Here is a 15,485-nt window from a genome sequence, read left to right on the forward strand (position 1 = left end):
GATTCCAGCGAACATGAGAGGTCTCCCTGGGCGATGAGAGCGCTTTCGCGGCAACGTAGGGCGCTAATAGATATTTCTCAAGAGGTCGCCCTCGCCCTGCCGTGCGTGACAGTCATCCAGTTCCACGCCGGCGAGATCACCGACTATCGCGTCCACATGGACATCACCCCGGCCTTGGCCTGATGCGCGGTCGGGGCGGGTCAGTGGTGCTCGGTCAGGTGTTTCTCCAGTCCGGTCACGATGAGCTGTAGGCCGAACCGGAACTCGTCGTCCAAGGAGTTCGGGAGGTACGGCCCAGCGGCGAGGGTGGCTGGGAAGCGGGCGGCGTCGAGGGATCGGTAGAACTCGCGGATCTCCTGCTTGCCGTACTGCCTGGATGCTTCGTGGCCGCCTGGTTGGCCGGCGAAGCCGATGATGTAGTGCCCCACGGCGGTGAATGCCCTGGCTGCGGCCTCGGGCGGGAAGCCGCTGGCGAGAAGGACGCCGAGGGCGATCTCACGGCCGGCGAGTGCGTGCGGCCCGAGCGGGACCTGGTCGTCCAGGAGAGACGCCACCCGCGGATGTTGCGTCAGCGTCCGGAACATCGCCTCGGCGCTGCCGGTCAGTTTCGCCTGCCAGGTCGAGTCCGGCGAGACGCCGGTCAGGTAGCGCGGGATCTCGCCGAAGAGGTGGTCCACGACGTGGACGAGGATCTCGTCCTTGCCTTTGAAGTGCCGGTAGAGCGTCGCGGTGCTCGAGCCGAGTCGTTTGGCCAGCAGTCTCATGCTGAAGTCGTCCGGACCGACCTCGTCGATCAGCTCCAGCGCCGTCCGGATGACGCGGTCGAACGACATGGCGGGACGCCCCGGCCCCGGCTCTGCGCTGGGCTCCCTCGGCGGACGGTTCTGCCACCAGCGCGGACTTCCCGGCCGCGGAGTTGTCTGACTCACGCTCCCACCCTGCCTCACTCGACAAACGACCCTGCTGGTCAGTGTCAGCTAAATATGGCTACACTGTAGCCGAAACGTAATGGCTACGCCGTAACCATTACCTGAGCGGGAGGTGAGCGCGATGATCGACGTACTGATTGCCGGAGCCGGGCCGGTGGGCTCGACGCTGGCGGCCGATCTGGTACGGCGCGGTCTCGACGTGCGCCTGATCGACAAGGCGCCGCGCGCCTTCGAAGGGTCCCGCGCCAAGGGCATCCAGCCCCGCACCCAGGAGCTCTTCGAGGATCTCGGAGTACTGGACGAGGCCCTCGCCGAGGGTGGACCGTACCCGCTGATGGGCGTTCATCTCGGCCCAATCACTGTGCCCTGGCGGATGCAGCGCAAGCACCGGCCAACCGCAGCCGTGCCCTACCCCGACATCCTGCTACTGCCCCAGTCCCGCACCGACGCCGTACTGCATCGTTTGCTGCAACGCCTCGGTCAGCACATCGAGTTCGGCACGACCTTGGAAGGCTTCGTGCAGGACGAGGACGGCGTGACAACCACGCTCGCCTCCGGCGAGCAGGTGCGCAGCCGGTTCCTGGTCGGCGCCGACGGTGGTGGAAGTGCCGTCCGCAAGGCTGCCGGTATCCGGTTCGCGGGCGAAACCGACCAGACCGATCGGACGCTGCTCGTGGATGCCGTGATCGACGGGCTGTCCCGTGATCGCTGGCATGTGTGGCCCGGCCTCGGTGGCATGTACGTCGGGGCCTGTCCGCTTCCGCACTCCGAGCTGTTCCAGTTGATGATCCGGCTCAGGCCCGACGAGACGCCGGACGTCGCCGAGGCCGCGCTGGCCGCCCGGTTCCAGGCCCGGACCGGTCTTCGGCTGCGGGACGTCGCCTGGACCTCGGTCTTCCGGCCGAACGTCCGCATCGTCGAGCGGTACCGGGTCGGCCGGGTCTTCGTCGCGGGCGACGCGGCCCATGTGCACACACCGGCCGGAGCACAGGGGCTCAATACGGGCGTCCAGGACGCATACAACCTCGGCTGGAAGCTCGGCCAGGTCCTCGCCGGCGCGCCGGACGCACTGCTCGACAGCTATGAGCTCGAACGACGACCCATCGCCGCGCACGTGCTCGGCCGGTCCAGTGAGCTGTACGCCGGCATCGACAAGAACCGGCTCGCGAGCATGAAGCGCGGCGACGAAGAACGGCAACTCGAGTTGTCCTACTTCGGCGGTCCGCTGGCTCCGGCCGCCGTACCCGCCACACGAACCCTGCGAGTCGGCGATCGCGCGCCGGATTCGCCGTACGACGGACCGGGGGCCCGGCGTCTGTTCGAGGCGTTCCGGGGACCGCATTTCACCCTGCTGGCCTTCGGTCCCGAGGCGGCCGAAATCTTGCCGCAGCTGACCTGGCCGGCCGGTGGTGCCGCACTTCATCGCATCGAGATCGGCAGCTCGTCCGCGGCGGCAGACACCTACGGCATCACCGGCGATGCGCTCGTCCTGATCCGGCCGGATGGATACATCGGAGCCATCGTCACCGCCGACTGGGAATCCTCCTTCGCCGACGCAATCCTCACGCTGGGAGCAGTGGCATGTCAGTCCTGAACCGCACCACCTTGTGGGTCGTCACGGGGATCGTTCTCCTCGGTCTGGCCGTCACCGCCTTCGCGCCCGGTCTGCGCTTGGTCGTGATCGTTGCCCAGGTCGGGTTCCTCCTCGTGCACGGCGCACGACGCTACGGCTGGCGAGGCATCGGCGTGTTCGTGGTGGCCGGCCTGGTGATCAGCAACATCCTCGAAAACCTCAGCATCCAAACGGGTTTCCCCTTCGGTCACTACCACTACACCGGCGACGGCAAGATCTTCCAGGTGCCGTGGTTCATCGGCCCGGCCTATCTGGCGACCGGATACCTCGCCTGGATCGTGGCCACCGTTCTGCTCGACGAGGTACGGCGCAGGTCGCCCTGGCTGATCACCATCGGTACCCCTGTCATCGGCGCATTCGCCATGACTGCCTGGGATCTCGCCTTCGACCCGACCGCCTCGACCATCAAGCAGGCATGGATCTGGGAGGACGGCGGCGGCTTCTTCGGCGTACCGTTGATCAACTACCTGGGCTGGACCTTCACGGTCTACCTCTTCATGCAGGTCTTCGCCCTCTACCTGCACTACCGCGGCCCGGAGCCGCAGCGGCAACAGGAGCGGTCCGCGAGCGACTCCCAGGCCGTCCTGCTCTACGCGGCCACAACGCTCGGGTACTTCACAGTGCTCATCAACGGCGAGCACACCACCGTTACCGATGCGACCGGCGCGACCTGGCAAACCGCCGACATCTACCAAACCTCAGCCCTGCTGGCCATCTACGGAATGGTCTTCCTCGCCCTGCTTTCCCTCCTCCGAATCGCCCAGCGGCGTAGTGCTCCCGCAGCGTGATGACCAGGAGCGGGCAGCCAGTCGGTTCCCCGGCCATCCGTGAAGTTCGCAGTCACCAAGTACTGGTCAGGGTGTACCGACGGCTGAGGTCCGCCGAAGTCGCTGAGGTCAATAAAGTCGATGGGCTCTCGAACTGCCTCGCCTGGTCGCACATAGGCGGCAGGGGCAGTCATCATGCTGAGGCTCGAAAGCGCTGGCAGATCTCTGGAAGTCTGGCGAGAAGCTGCTCCCAAGGTGACGTTGCCAGCCGAACCTGTTCGACGCCATGGCCGAAGATCCGCCGGTTCTACCGACGGATCTTCTCGTGAAGCTGTGCTATCAGCGGCCTCACCCGACAAGTCGTCAGCCGTGCAACAACTCGCCCATCGCCTCGAGCTGGCGACCCAGGGTCATCAGTCTGTACCGCATCGAGGTCTGCTAGCCGATCAGGTACGGCGTACCGAAAGCCCATCGACTTGGTAGGTCTGACCGGACGTCCGCGTGGTCAGCAGGACGGACCCGGTCAGGAAGGTCGTGGGCACCGGTAGCGGGATGATCGCCTGGTACTCGGTGCTGGCCTTGTACAGGCTCACCGCGCCGACGTACTTGCCGTTGTAGTAGACGCTCAGTCCGCCGCAGGTGGCGCACTTCGTCGCGATGAGGAACAGTCGCTTGGCCTGGACGCTGCGCGAGACGGAGTTCGCCCACACAGCCAGTGTGTGCGGCTCTCGGCGCCGGCACTAGTTGCCCTCGGCGACGATCGCCACTCGGTCACGTCTCAGTCACAGACGATCACGACTGATGCCGCGCCACCGGCCATCAGGCACCGGGCCCATAGGCGTCTCGGTGCCGCGCAGTGGTGGCGCATCTGATGGGCGGGCCTCAGGTTGTGGGTAGGACGATGACGTATTTCCCGGGTTGGTGGCGGGACTCGAGGTCGCGGTGTGCTTCGGCTACCTTTTCGAGCCCTTCATGGGCTCCGGCGATGACGATGTTCAGGGTGCCGGCCTCGATGGCGCGCAGGTACTGGTTCAGCGCGCCGGAGGGAAGGTCATTGGCTTCGCCGGCGTAGCTGGTGAGCCGTACTCCGGTGGGGATGGTGAACGGGTCAAAGTCCGGGATGGTCCAGGTACCACTCAGCGCACCGACGAAGCAGACTGTGCCGCCGGGTCGAACGAAGGACAGCGTGGCTGGAAGCGCTGTCGCGCCGACGAATTCCAGGGCTGCGTCGAGGCCGTCTGGTGTGAGGTTACGGATCGCGTGCGGCAGAGTGTCGTCGTCAACGAGAGCATGGTCGGCGCCGGCGCGGGTGAGAAGCTCGGATCGGGCTGGGTTCCGGGTTGTTGCGATGACTGTCGCGCCGAGCTGGTGAGCGATCGCGATTGCGGTGAGCCCTACGGTGGACGTGCCGCCGTGGATGAGGACGCTCTGGCCGGGTTCCAGCCTTAGTCCGGCGGTGATCGAACCGTGGGCGGTTTGCAGCATCTCCGGGAGCGCGCCGACGACGTCCCACCCGAGGTGGGTATCGAACGGAATCACGTTGACCGCGTCGACGACGGTGTACTCGGCGTAGCTGCCATCGATGGTTCGGCCGAGGCCTCCCATCATCGTGGCGACTTTCTGACCGGTGCGAAGTGCGACGCCGTCGCCGGCGGCATCGACGACGCCGACGGCTTCGATGCCCAAGATCCGGGGGAAGGAGAAGTCGGGGCCGGACTCTCCCTGGCGGCTCGTGGCCTCAGACTCGTTGACGCCGAATGCCATCACCCGGATACGCACACACCCGGGTCGAACCTTCGGGATCGGTACGTCGCTGACCGCGAGGCCCTCGATGCCGGCGGGGCCGGTAAGTCGGATGGCACGCATTGTTTCAGGCATCGTTCCGCTCCTTCTCGTGGAATGGGTGACCGGGGGCGGGGAGGGCAACAAGCGCTTCGTAGGCCTGGCGCACGGCCAGCTCGTCGAGCGCAGTATCGGGGTGCGCCAGGCGGTGGCTCCACCAACCCCACAGCAGGGCGTTGATCGCAAGCGCCGTGCTGTTCGGGAGCACGCGATGGAGCATCACCAGGGAATCGTCCTCGACCGCCTGGAGGACCTCTGCCACCGTCGGGTTCCGCGCAGCGTAGTGGCGTATCTCCTCGTAAAGACGGATGTCGACGAGGCTGGGGCTTGTCGAACCGATCGTCGCCTCGACGAGCGCCTCGACGACGTCTGCCGGCGTGCGGGCCTCACGCAGCGGGGCCGCGTAGCGGGGTTCAAGATCACTACGGGTGGAATCGAGAGCACTCAGGATCAGGCCCTCGAGGGTGGGGAAGTAGTAGGTCATCGATCCCAGCGGGACCCCGGCGTGCGCGGCGATGCCCCGGTAGGACGCCGCGCCGATGCCGTCGGCCCTGATCACGTCGAGCGTCGCTTGCAGGATCCGGGAGCGACGCCCAGGGTCATTCGGTTTCCCTCGTCGCATATCCCTCTCCAAATACCTGAAGTAGTGCGTACACTCGTACGCAGACCGAGTGCGTACATCCGTACGTACCTGACCTCAATCTAGCCCACGGTGAAGGGGATCGCATGAACGGCGTTGAACTGCAGGAGCACGCTCGGGCGCGAGTGCAGCAGCTACCCGGTGCGAATCTGGAGCACCCGTTCGGGCCCGGCTGGGAGGTCTACAAGGTCCGGGACAAGGTCTTCATGTTGCTCACCGACGTCACCGGGGAGCCGATCGTGGTTGTGAAGACCGACCCGGACGACAGCAAAGCTCTTCAGGAGCAGCACGACGGCATCACTCCCGGCTATCACATGAACAAGAAGCGCTGGATCACGCTGCACCCCTCGGGCGGCCTGCCGGAAACCTTGATCGATGATCTGGTCACCGACTCCTATCTGCTGGTTGTCGCGAATCTCCCGCGTGCGAAGCGACCGGTTGACCCTGCCACGTTCGCTCGCGATGTCCGGTGATGCGCTCGGGAACCGAGCGGCTTCGGCACTGGGCGAACCTGCGCCCCGACCGCGCGGCCACTGACAACACGGCCACCAACCTCGTCGACTAATCAAGCACGTCGGACGACGACCAACCCCGGAAGGAACTTCGTCACATGACCAGCACCGACACCACTGAGCGGAGCACCGTGCGCTCCTGGCTGGGCGTCCCGTACGCCACCGCGGACCGCTTCCGCAGCCCGAAGGTTGTGCTCTTCGACCCCGACCTGCCCTACGACCAGAAGGGACCCGCGCCGCTCCAAGCCGGGGACACCAGCTGGCTCGAGGCCGACAACGGCTTCAGCGAGGACTGCCTGAACCTCAACATCTGGGCACCGACGGAGAGCGGAGCAAAGCCCCTCCCTGTCGTCGTGTACGTCTTCGGCGGCGGGTGGATGCTGGGCTCGAACACGCAAACCACCTCCAACGCGTCCGGGCTCGCCGCGACCGGGCGAGCCATCGGCGTCTCCCTCAACTACCGGCTCGGCCCCTTCGGTGCGCTCTCCCTGTCCCACTACGGCGGCGCACTCGCCGAAGCCACAAACCTCTGCCTGCAAGACATCATCGCCGCCCTGCGATGGGTCCGCGAGAACATCGCCCGGTTCGGCGGCGACCCCGACAACGTCACCGTCACCGGCCACAGCGCCGGCGCCTACTCCACCCTCAGCCTCCTCGCCGCACCATCCGCCGACGGTCTCTACCACCGACTGGCCGCCTTCTCCGGTATGCCGGCACGCCAGGTACCGGCCTGGGGGGCGGAGGAACGCGCGCTCGCCGTCCTCACCGCGCTCGGCCTACAGAACGACCCCGAGCAGCTCCTGAACGTCGACGCGCACCTCCTCGCTGAAACGATGGCCAAAACGCAGTCGTCAGACCCCGGCGCAGCGCACGGGGTAGACAACGACCTCATCGCCATCGTCGACGACCGAAACCAGCCGAACGGTGTCCTCGCCGACCACCCCCTGCGAGTCCTCGAGTCCGGTCAGCACCGCGACGTCGATATCCTCTTCAGCAGCACCACCCACGAGATCGACTGGTGGGTCCTGCACAGGACCGAGGACTTCGACCCCGGCAGCATCGACGGCTTCCTCGAGGAGTTCGCCAACCGAAACCGCATCCCACGCAGCCGCGCCCGCAAGATCATCGCCGCCTACGACGTCGACGGGCGCACTCCTATCCAGGTCCGTGGTGCGCTGCTCACCGACCTCACCTTCACCCTGCCTCAGACCCGTGGCGCGCTCGCGCACGCCGCGTCCGGAGGCAACGCACACCTACTCTCCATCGGCCCCGTCGAGGGAGCGCACGCCGTTCACGGAACCGAGATGTACGGCATCGTCGGCCAGACGCGACCTGGCGCTAGCGACCAGCAGATTGCCCGTGACACCTTCGTTCGCGACGCTCTGCTCGCCCTCGCAACGGGCGACACCAACAAATTGTGGGAGCCCGTGACCACCGTTCCCAACGCGCATGGCATCGGGGACGTAGCCTACGACGCCACCACCCACGCGAAGGACGTACTCGAAATCTTCGCCGGCATCGACCGCCCATAGCTGATCCGAGCCCGCGCCGTAGGTGCCCCTGGCGGTCCCGTCTCATGGTCGCGACTGTCCTTGGCGTCGAAGCGCGCAGGCCGGCGAGCTCGACAGCCTGCTGCGGCTCGCAGTTTCAACGTCAGGAGCGTCTTCTTTCTCACGCTGGCCCCTCGCAGCCGGCGGGGAAGGCGTTCCGGTTACAGCACCTGTGAAAGGGACATGGCATGAGCGTCAGCAAGGAAGAGATCAGCAGGACCATCATCGAGTTGGAGAAGTCCTTCAACGAGCGATGGAGCGCCGGCGGCGGCGCCGCGCTCAGCCAGGTCTGGGTCTTCCTGGTGGCTCCCTTGGCCGGCTGCCTCCTGGCCGCAGTCACTCACAGATTCCTGTTCCCGTCGCCGACGACCGCAGCCGCAGACTCAGCAACCCGCGCTACGACGAGATAGAAGCCACCTGACCTGCCGAAGCGTCAATGACGCGTCGAAGGTAGCCCCTGTCCCCCTGCGGGCGGGGCCCCGCGCCAGCACTATCGGTCAAAGCCCGCACGTGGCTAAGTTGTAGTGGCAGTAGCTTCATGTGGAGCTAGGGATCCCAGGAGCGGACATGCCGAGTAACAGCCACTCCGACGACTCGCCGCGCAGTTACTCGCTCGCCGAGCTCGATCCGGTCGCCGAGCGACTCGTGACGGACTACGGCGACGTAGTCATGTCCGCTGGCCCCCTCAATGACCGATCGGGCGTCGGGGTGGCGCTCTGGTCGACAGCAAGAGATCGCCACGCCGAGATCATGAAGTCTCTCAATGCACACTCGGCGGTACGGGTTGTGTTCGAGCGATACGTCGACTCGGATGGTGACAGATCTTGGGGGAGCTGGTTCAAGCGCTGATTCACCGATTCAGCGTCCACTCAGATTGCATGCCCCGGGCAGTCACCTCGATCCGCTGCCCACGCTCGTTGCGGCCAACGCATGTGCCTGCCTGGAGGCGCCCGCTACAAGGTGAAGTGGGACGGCTTCATTGACTGAACCAATCTGAGTGGAGAGACGAGGGCCGCACAAGTCAGCGATCAAGTGTGTGGCCCACCGCTACGCTCCGATGCGACACCGGGCGCAGTGCTATTCAACCTTTGGCGACTAGGTAGCGGCTACTGTTTTGATCCTGCACAACTCGCGAGTTGCACCCATCCGCGATCAGAGGACCAGCATGCCTACCCCGCCCGAGTCGCCCGCGTACGCAACTATCCGCGAGGGGATCGCCCTCCGCGAACAGGGCCGCTCGCCCGAGGCAAAGATTCTCATGGAGTTCCTGGTCGCTGATGTCGAAAGCGGAGACGACGCGTTCGCCAAGGTCTTCCTTGCTCACTCGCTGGCTGATGTGCAGGAGCGCCCGGAAGATGAACTCGCGTGGGACCTTCGAGCGCTCGCCTTCATGGATGAACTGACCGACCAACAAGCCATCGAGAGAGACAATCCTGGGGGCAAGAACGCTCTCCTGCCGTCCCTACATCTGAACTTGGCCGTGGACTATCGACGCCTAGGCGATGATGCCAACGCTCGTCGCCACTTTGAACTGGGGCAAGCGAACCTGGACGCGCTTTCGGATGACGAGTACGGGGACAGCATTCGGAGCGCGTTCGCTGACGGCATCTAGGGCATTGCTTCTGTCCCACTACGGCCGCAGGCTGGGTACCAGAGGTCTCGGAACCACCGCAAGCGTTGCCTGTGGCCAAGAGGCGCAGGCAACGCAAAGTTTTAGTCTCACTGCCGGATGTGCCGTGTACGACGGTGTCATGGACGGCCGGCGGAGGTCTGGCCGCGGGCTACAAGCTCTTCAAGGATCGCATCGCGTTCATCCTCGGTCGTCCGGCCCCAGACGCCGTGTTCTGCGGCGACGATGGCAGCGGCCAGGCATCATTGATAGCGGACCTGCGGTCGCAGGGACACAAGGGATGCGCCGTGCGCCGTCGGCACCTAATCGAACGTCGCCCGACCGCGGGTGTCGACTTCGCCAGGCCCTGGGCCAGGGTGGTCCTAGCTGTCGGTTAGACCGGCTTGGCTTTCGGCTGCCGGAAGGGTGAGGCTCCATTCCCCTACGGACTCGTTGGGAACCGAGACCCGGCCGACCCGGCTGCCCGCGGGGACTGGGTCGAAGTCGGCGGTGATGTCGATGTGGTCGTCCCCGTAGCCGGCGGAACTGCCCCGCGCTACGAGTGGAGTCCCGTCCTCGAGCCAGACCTCTACTCTCCACGGATCTCCGGTGGCATCCAGCCCGGCCTGGTGAGTTCCTTCCAGGAGGATCCGAGCTTTCAGGTTGTACTCATCGGGCCTGTCCGGCACGACGATCGGATATACCTCGATGCGCGGCTGCGTCTGGCTCAGGATCCAGGTCACGCCAGAATCCGCATTTGATCTCCGCCTGGTTGGACTCAACGGGGCTGGGGTAGTACTGGCAGTTCGCCATGATCGAAGAGGGGGCAGCCAGTCCCCCGACGCGGCAGCCCGGACGTTATTCACTCTTGAGAGTTTCTGAAACCAGCTGTAGTGTCATCTATGACATCTGAGGCATCTGTGACTGGTTGGGGACTGCTATGAAGACTTTCGAGACGGCAAAGATCCCTTCTGAACAGCTCGATGCGCTGGAGCAGTTCGCTGTCTCGAAGGCTGGACCAGAGCTCCGCGCTGCGCTGTTAAGTCTTAGCCGATGCGTTCGCGAAGACGATGCCCTGGTGGTCAGTGGCGGTTCTGAGGCAGTCACGCCGAATCAAGCCGCGGAGCGACTCGGTATGAGTCGTACACATTTGTACAAGATGCTCGACAGCGGTGAGATCGCGTCGCATCGCGTTGGCCGGGATCGACGTATCCGGCTGCGCGATCTTGCCTCGTTCGAGTCGCAGCGCGATGCTGACCGCCGCGAACTCGCCGAACGTTTTGCGCATCAGCGAAGCACAGCCTCTAGTGCGATCGACGAGATCGCTGACGGCTTGATCTGATTGGGCGTTTCGGCGATCGGTTGGGCAAGATTTGTCAGGTGCACAGCCGCCGCGCCCGACCTACCCTTCGCGCTCTTGCCGACGATCTGACGAGCGGCTGGACCTCGCCTCTGCCGCAGCGCTACCTGCGCGACAAGCGGTACGACGAGTTGCATCCGCTCAGCGAGCTGCCCCATCCGATCATCGCCAAGGCCGCGGGTTCGTTCGGCGCTGATCCGGAAGAGGACACCTTCGTCGGACAGATCGTCTCCGTGACTCGGCTGCGCCTGCTGGAGATCAAGTCGGCGCAGTGGCGTGGTGCCGTGTGGGAGGATCCTGAGTCCGGCGTGTGCTGGCTGGTCGCAGCGGGCCTCGCCAAGGGCGAGCACAAGGATCATGACGATTTCTACCAGCATGCCAAGCGAGAGAACGATTCTGGGGACGTCGCTCGTTGGCTGCCGGCCGACGAGGACAAGCGACTGCTGAGGCGGGAGACCGCTGCGCGACTGATGACCGAGTGGGAGCTTGAGGTCCAACGCCAGGTCCTCGAAGCGCTGCGATGCGTCCATGATGGAGGCACGCGGCGGATTGAGGTGCGCCAGCCTCGCCATGTCGAGCGAAAGCTAGCGGTGGTCGATCTGACTGTGACTGCAGTGCGGGATGAGGGCTACGAGGCAGACGAAATTCTGCTGGAGATCGATACGGTCCATGGCTCGATCGGCACCAATCTGGAGTGGCAGCTAACGATGAGGATGCTCATCGCGCTCAGTCCACCGGTGCAGAGCTGGGATCGCTACAAGGACGCCTACTCGACTATCGCGGAGCCTGGTGCCTGGACTGAGCGGACGGTCCAGCTCGCTGCATTGGTCGAGGCCAATGAGCTGGCAGTCTCGCAGTTGGGAACCTCCAGTCATTACGTGCATACCAGGCACCTGGCGGGCAGCACTATCGAAGGCCGTGCAGTTCGGGCGATGTGTGGTGTGTACTTCGTGCCGACGCAGGATCACGAGTCGATGCCGAAATGCGAGACGTGCTCGACTCGCTTCGACGAACTGCCCGAACAATGAGTACGCCGCACAATCTCTGCCCCGCTCCGCTCCGCTCGTCTCTGCTTGCAGTCGGCGTAACGGGGCTTCTGGGCGGACGGTTCACCGAGATACGGGGCATACCGGAGGATTCGCAAATTGAGTCAATTCTTTGACGACTCCCTTTATTACACTGGTCCAGACCTTGAGCTGGCGATGATCCGGGATGCTGAGGAATTCCTGGGTTACAAGCTTCCGCAGGCCTATATAGACCTGCTGTTTGAGCGTAATGGGGGTAGTCCGCGGCGATGTTGCTGCCCGACGGATTTTCCTACATCGTGGGCAGATGATCACTTTGAGATCAGTGGTCTTTTGGGGATCGGAGGCTCTTGGGGAATAAATTCTTCACGAGGCGGCGGAAGCCCTTACCTGATTTCGGAGTGGGGCTATCCAGACATCGGAATCGTCATCTGCGATACCCCATCTGCTGGTCATGACACCGTGATGCTTGACTACTCGAGCGGGCCCGATGAGGAGCCTTCCGTAACCTACATCGACGAAGATCGGATCCCACGGAAGGTCGCCGATTCCTTTGGCGCCTTCATTGCCCGGCTCGTCGATTGCGAGTCGCTTGACAGTTGAGCCAGCCGGGCATGGCGTCGCTGCCCATCATCGGGCAGGTCGCGCGGGCCCCGGTCGCGTCGGTGGAGCGTGGCGGGGTGAGGCATGTGTGGGCGATGTGCCTCGGTAGCGAGCACGTCGGATCTTCTGGAGGAGTTCCAGGCGGCCGCTGCCCGGAGGCCACGCCTCCCGGCAGTCTCGACGTTATCTCGTGGGCGCGGCACACGGCGTCGACCAAATTGAGGAGTTCGGTTCGCTCGACTTCCCTCGACGCCCAGGTTGTCCCCGCGCTTCGTGAATGGATCGATGCCGCAGACCGCCGATGAACGACGTCCTGGCACCCAGTGCGTTGGAGAAATCGACCGCGTGACCGGAATGCGTACATACGTGCAACGCGCGCGCGTGCGCAATCGACGCGAACTGCGGCGCCCAGAGTGAGGGTGGAACCTCCGGTAATGCAATCAGGGGAATCGCTCGGAAGAACAAGAATATCGATACGTACATGGATGCCACCCGAGAATAATTTGGTGGCTAGTCCTTAGTAGATTGGCTGATGACAAGGTGCGACCCGCAGTTGGTGATGTCCGTGCTGTTCCAGTTGAGCAGGGGTGGGCGTTGGCAAGGGTTATCAAAAGAGGCAAGGTTGAGTTTTACGCGGAGCCGATCTCAGACGCCGCGTCCGTTGCCGATGACGTGAGTGGGGCTCTGCGCGCGCGTGAACTGCTCTTCGTGCTCGCGATCTCTCGGCCAACATTGAGTTCGGATCGATGGCCACGGATCGGAAAGGTTCCGAGTAGCGACCTTCCGATGGTGACCAAGATCAGTCAGTGGAAGCGAGATGTCATTAGCGGCAGAATGTCCATCTATAGCGAGGATCTTGACGTCCCAGGGGACTGGTCCGAACGGCCGGCCACCTATGACGAATGCGTCGGCCTCGAAGATGCTGCTGTTTGGGACGACGTGCACGTTGAAAGTCGCTTGACCGAGCTCTTTGGGGGAAGCCCTAGCCGTTTCCCCGTGGGCGCCTTGAATCCGGCCTGGAGGGATGCAAACAGCTAAATCCTTCGGCTGTGCAGGTTGGTGCCACGACGGAGCAGGCGGGCCTTCAGTTGGCCGATCAGGCGGCCTGGAACTGCTTCGAGCGGCCGGACCAAGAGAGTTCCGGGTTCAACCGTTGATAGCCGTTATGACCCACAACCACATCGCTGTACCCCGCCACAACTGGCTCGTCCGGTACTACCGCGCGCAGTTCAGATTCTGGCTGCACATCCTCAGCGCGGTCTGGATCCTGCCGTGGCCGCTGGCCGCGCTCAGGTTCGCTTGCCTGCGCCGTACTGAAAGTCCCCAGGAGAGAAAGAAAGGTGAACCACCCGATCCGATCGAAGAGCGTGGTCGCGTGGGCGCTGGCGCTGTTCCTTGTCGGCTGCGGTTGGTTGCTGCAGGCAGCGTGGTCAGTCCGGGCTGCTCGGTGGTTGGGTGGCCGGGCTTGCCCAGGGTGAGGTGCCCGACGTCGTGTGCCGCCGGTGAGACACGGTCGTCGTGACGGCGGTGTTCGACGGACGCACGCCGACCACGGGTAGTCGGTCGCGGGCGGTAGCCCGCAGAGGGCCGGGCGGTAGCCAGGTGCGGAGCTCAGGGTGGGCGGGAGCGCGCGTAACTGGCGCGACGAAGGAGCGGCTGCGTAGCACGCTGGGGTAGGTCTTTCCCTTACGTCGTACAACGTCATTTCTTGGAGCCGACGAGGGGACTCGAACCCCTAACCACCGCTTTACAAGAGCGGTGCGCTGCCAGTTGCGCCACGTCGGCGGGCTGTTGCGGGGTCCATGTTAGCGGGTGGGGGTGGCTAGGCGGTGGCGGAGGGTGTGGGCGCCGGGGAGGGCGATGAGGGGGAGGACTGCGAGTAACAAGAAGGCGGGGCGGGGGTGGTTGACGAGGAGGCCTACGGCGGTGGCGGCTAGGAGGCCACCTAGGTTGCCGGAGAGCCAGATGAGGCCGGCGGCGGTGCCTTCGGCGTCGCCGGAACGGCGTTCTACGAGTTCTAGGACGATCGGGAGGGCGGGGAGGAGGAGTAGGCCGATGAGGGTGATGGTGATGAGGGCGAGCCACGTGCTGGGGGCGAAGGCAAGGAGAACGCAGCAGAGGGCGGTGGTAGCGAGGCTCACCAGGAGGTAGGGGGATTCGGCGTGGTGGCGGGCGGCCCAGATGGGGATGAGGGCGCTGCCGATGACGCCGGCTATGACGTTCAGCAGGAGGATGACGCTGGCTGTGGTGCTGGTGACGCCGGCGGGTTCCAGTAGGGGTTGGGCGAAGGTGCTGAGGGCAACGAAGACGCCGAAGGGGAAGACGGCCAGGAGGCAGAGGCGGCGGATGAGGGGGTCGGCCCAGGAGGTGCGGAGGGCGGCGAAGATCGCTTGCGGTACGGCGGCAACCGCTGGCGCGTGGTGGCCGGGATGGCGGAGGGCGACGGCTAGGAGAACGGTCGCGACAACGCAGAAGGCTGCGGTGACTACGAGCATGGTGTGCAGGGATCCGGCAGTGGGGAAGACGGCGGAGAGCAGGAAGGCCAGGACCATGCCGGCGAAGATGCTGGCGGTACCGAGGGCGATGCCGGTGGGGCGGTCCTTCTCGGACAGGTAGCGGCCGGTGATGCCGGTGACGGCGTTGAGGACCAGGGGCTGGGCTACTGAGGCGATGAGTTGGCCGGCCAGGAGCCAGGCGAAGTGGGCGCCCAGTCGCACGAGTGCGCCGAGCGTGGTGAGGACGGCGCCGGCCAGCAGGGCTGGGCGGAACCAGCGGTCCAACAACAAACCGCAGGGGATGGACAGAACGACGTACAGGAGTGGGAAGACCTGCGCGAGCCAGCCGATGGCGGTCTCGGAGACGCCGTAGTGAGTGGCGGCGACGGTGGTGACGCCGGCGAAGTTGAGCCAGACGAGTTGGGTCGCGGCGCCGACCAGTGAATAGCCGACGATGGCAGACCAGCGACTCACCACGATCTCCTCCCCACAAGGTTTCGGGAACTGTACGACGGAATCG

The 15,485-nt window shown here is 64.8% G+C and carries 17 protein-coding genes and 1 tRNA gene; 11 read left to right on the plus strand and 7 right to left on the minus strand.

Annotated elements, in window-relative coordinates; all coding sequences use genetic code 11:
- Positions 1-33: 33 nt before the first annotated feature.
- The gene (locus ACFVWG_RS12975; protein ID WP_391543421.1) at positions 34-183 is read left to right on the plus strand and encodes a hypothetical protein; all 150 of its coding nucleotides are present in this window, start codon (positions 34-36) and stop codon (positions 181-183) included.
- Between the two features lie 17 nt (positions 184-200).
- Here the strand turns inward: ACFVWG_RS12975 and ACFVWG_RS12980 are convergent, their stop codons facing one another.
- A complete protein-coding gene (locus ACFVWG_RS12980; RefSeq protein ID WP_391543422.1) occupies positions 201-929 on the minus strand; it encodes a TetR/AcrR family transcriptional regulator in 729 nt (242 codons plus the stop codon).
- Positions 930-1,050: 121 nt separating this feature from the next.
- On the opposite strand from ACFVWG_RS12980, the gene ACFVWG_RS12985 reads away from it, so the two are divergent.
- Both ACFVWG_RS12985 and ACFVWG_RS12990 read left to right on the plus strand, forming a co-directional pair.
- Complete coding sequence (locus ACFVWG_RS12985; RefSeq protein WP_391543423.1) at positions 1,051-2,523, plus strand: FAD-dependent monooxygenase; 1,473 nt, start codon at positions 1,051-1,053, stop codon at positions 2,521-2,523.
- Complete coding sequence (locus ACFVWG_RS12990; RefSeq protein WP_391543424.1) at positions 2,511-3,350, plus strand: carotenoid biosynthesis protein; 840 nt, start codon at positions 2,511-2,513, stop codon at positions 3,348-3,350. The genes ACFVWG_RS12985 and ACFVWG_RS12990 overlap by 13 nt, the downstream gene beginning before the upstream one ends.
- A 425-nt stretch (positions 3,351-3,775) precedes the next feature.
- Here ACFVWG_RS12990 and ACFVWG_RS12995 read toward each other — a convergent pair whose 3' ends face one another.
- The 3 genes from ACFVWG_RS12995 to ACFVWG_RS13005 all read right to left on the minus strand — a co-directional run bounded on the left by ACFVWG_RS12995 (position 3,776) and on the right by ACFVWG_RS13005 (position 5,793).
- Complete coding sequence (locus ACFVWG_RS12995) at positions 3,776-4,039, minus strand: hypothetical protein (protein WP_391543425.1); 264 nt, start codon at positions 4,037-4,039, stop codon at positions 3,776-3,778.
- A 172-nt stretch (positions 4,040-4,211) separates the two neighbouring features.
- On the minus strand, positions 4,212-5,207 hold the full coding sequence (locus ACFVWG_RS13000; protein WP_391543426.1) for a zinc-binding dehydrogenase: 996 nt from the start codon (positions 5,205-5,207) through the stop codon (positions 4,212-4,214).
- On the minus strand, positions 5,200-5,793 hold the full coding sequence (locus tag ACFVWG_RS13005) for a TetR/AcrR family transcriptional regulator (protein ID WP_391543427.1): 594 nt from the start codon (positions 5,791-5,793) through the stop codon (positions 5,200-5,202). The genes ACFVWG_RS13000 and ACFVWG_RS13005 overlap by 8 nt, the downstream gene beginning before the upstream one ends.
- A gap of 104 nt (positions 5,794-5,897) precedes the next feature.
- Between ACFVWG_RS13005 and ACFVWG_RS13010 the strand changes: the two genes are divergently transcribed.
- The 5 genes from ACFVWG_RS13010 (at position 5,898) to ACFVWG_RS13030 (ending at position 9,485) form a co-directional block, all read left to right on the plus strand.
- Positions 5,898-6,284 (plus strand): MmcQ/YjbR family DNA-binding protein, encoded by a 387-nt coding sequence (locus ACFVWG_RS13010; RefSeq protein WP_391543428.1) that lies wholly within the window; start codon positions 5,898-5,900, stop codon positions 6,282-6,284.
- A 137-nt stretch (positions 6,285-6,421) separates the two neighbouring features.
- Entirely contained in the window at positions 6,422-7,855 is a 1,434-nt protein-coding gene (locus ACFVWG_RS13015; RefSeq protein WP_391543429.1) for a carboxylesterase family protein, read from the plus strand.
- Positions 7,856-8,061: 206 nt separating this feature from the next.
- Complete coding sequence (locus tag ACFVWG_RS13020) at positions 8,062-8,283, plus strand: hypothetical protein (protein ID WP_391543430.1); 222 nt, start codon at positions 8,062-8,064, stop codon at positions 8,281-8,283.
- Positions 8,284-8,440: 157 nt separating this feature from the next.
- Complete coding sequence (locus ACFVWG_RS13025) at positions 8,441-8,722, plus strand: hypothetical protein (RefSeq protein WP_391543431.1); 282 nt, start codon at positions 8,441-8,443, stop codon at positions 8,720-8,722.
- A gap of 316 nt (positions 8,723-9,038) precedes the next feature.
- Complete coding sequence (locus ACFVWG_RS13030) at positions 9,039-9,485, plus strand: hypothetical protein (protein ID WP_391543432.1); 447 nt, start codon at positions 9,039-9,041, stop codon at positions 9,483-9,485.
- A gap of 380 nt (positions 9,486-9,865) precedes the next feature.
- On the opposite strand, the gene ACFVWG_RS13035 is transcribed toward ACFVWG_RS13030, so the two are convergent.
- Positions 9,866-10,225, minus strand: coding sequence for a hypothetical protein (locus ACFVWG_RS13035; RefSeq protein ID WP_391543433.1), 360 nt, complete (start codon positions 10,223-10,225; stop codon positions 9,866-9,868).
- 197 nt (positions 10,226-10,422) lie between these two features.
- On the opposite strand from ACFVWG_RS13035, the gene ACFVWG_RS13040 reads away from it, so the two are divergent.
- The 3 genes from ACFVWG_RS13040 to ACFVWG_RS13050 all read left to right on the plus strand — a co-directional run bounded on the left by ACFVWG_RS13040 (position 10,423) and on the right by ACFVWG_RS13050 (position 12,470).
- Positions 10,423-10,824 (plus strand): helix-turn-helix domain-containing protein, encoded by a 402-nt coding sequence (locus ACFVWG_RS13040; RefSeq protein ID WP_391543434.1) that lies wholly within the window; start codon positions 10,423-10,425, stop codon positions 10,822-10,824.
- 38 nt (positions 10,825-10,862) lie between these two features.
- Complete coding sequence (locus ACFVWG_RS13045; protein ID WP_391543435.1) at positions 10,863-11,870, plus strand: DUF3039 domain-containing protein; 1,008 nt, start codon at positions 10,863-10,865, stop codon at positions 11,868-11,870.
- A 117-nt stretch (positions 11,871-11,987) separates the two neighbouring features.
- Entirely contained in the window at positions 11,988-12,470 is a 483-nt protein-coding gene (locus tag ACFVWG_RS13050; RefSeq protein ID WP_391543436.1) for an SMI1/KNR4 family protein, read from the plus strand.
- Between the two features lie 1,709 nt (positions 12,471-14,179).
- On the opposite strand, the gene ACFVWG_RS13055 is transcribed toward ACFVWG_RS13050, so the two are convergent.
- A tRNA-Thr gene (locus ACFVWG_RS13055) sits at positions 14,180-14,255 on the minus strand.
- 20 nt (positions 14,256-14,275) lie between these two features.
- Positions 14,276-15,439, minus strand: coding sequence for an MFS transporter (locus tag ACFVWG_RS13060; RefSeq protein ID WP_391543437.1), 1,164 nt, complete (start codon positions 15,437-15,439; stop codon positions 14,276-14,278).
- Positions 15,440-15,485: the final 46 nt, after the last annotated feature.

Origin of the sequence: Kribbella sp. NPDC058245, assembly GCF_042882005.1 — a bacterium.
Taxonomy (GTDB): domain Bacteria; phylum Actinomycetota; class Actinomycetes; order Propionibacteriales; family Kribbellaceae; genus Kribbella.

What these genes read in the sequence shown, in the direction of transcription:
- ACFVWG_RS12975 (WP_391543421.1), top strand. Translation starts at nt 34, where the DNA reads ATGAGAGCGCTTTCGCGGCAACGTAGGGCGCTAATAGATATTTCTCAA.
- ACFVWG_RS12985 (WP_391543423.1), top strand. Translation starts at nt 1,051, where the DNA reads ATGATCGACGTACTGATTGCCGGAGCCGGGCCGGTGGGCTCGACGCTG.
- ACFVWG_RS12990 (WP_391543424.1), top strand. Translation starts at nt 2,511, where the DNA reads ATGTCAGTCCTGAACCGCACCACCTTGTGGGTCGTCACGGGGATCGTT.
- ACFVWG_RS13000 (WP_391543426.1), bottom strand. Translation starts at nt 5,207, where the DNA reads ATGCCTGAAACAATGCGTGCCATCCGACTTACCGGCCCCGCCGGCATC.
- ACFVWG_RS13005 (WP_391543427.1), bottom strand. Translation starts at nt 5,793, where the DNA reads ATGCGACGAGGGAAACCGAATGACCCTGGGCGTCGCTCCCGGATCCTG.
- ACFVWG_RS13010 (WP_391543428.1), top strand. Translation starts at nt 5,898, where the DNA reads ATGAACGGCGTTGAACTGCAGGAGCACGCTCGGGCGCGAGTGCAGCAG.
- ACFVWG_RS13015 (WP_391543429.1), top strand. Translation starts at nt 6,422, where the DNA reads ATGACCAGCACCGACACCACTGAGCGGAGCACCGTGCGCTCCTGGCTG.
- ACFVWG_RS13020 (WP_391543430.1), top strand. Translation starts at nt 8,062, where the DNA reads ATGAGCGTCAGCAAGGAAGAGATCAGCAGGACCATCATCGAGTTGGAG.
- ACFVWG_RS13025 (WP_391543431.1), top strand. Translation starts at nt 8,441, where the DNA reads ATGCCGAGTAACAGCCACTCCGACGACTCGCCGCGCAGTTACTCGCTC.
- ACFVWG_RS13030 (WP_391543432.1), top strand. Translation starts at nt 9,039, where the DNA reads ATGCCTACCCCGCCCGAGTCGCCCGCGTACGCAACTATCCGCGAGGGG.
- ACFVWG_RS13040 (WP_391543434.1), top strand. Translation starts at nt 10,423, where the DNA reads ATGAAGACTTTCGAGACGGCAAAGATCCCTTCTGAACAGCTCGATGCG.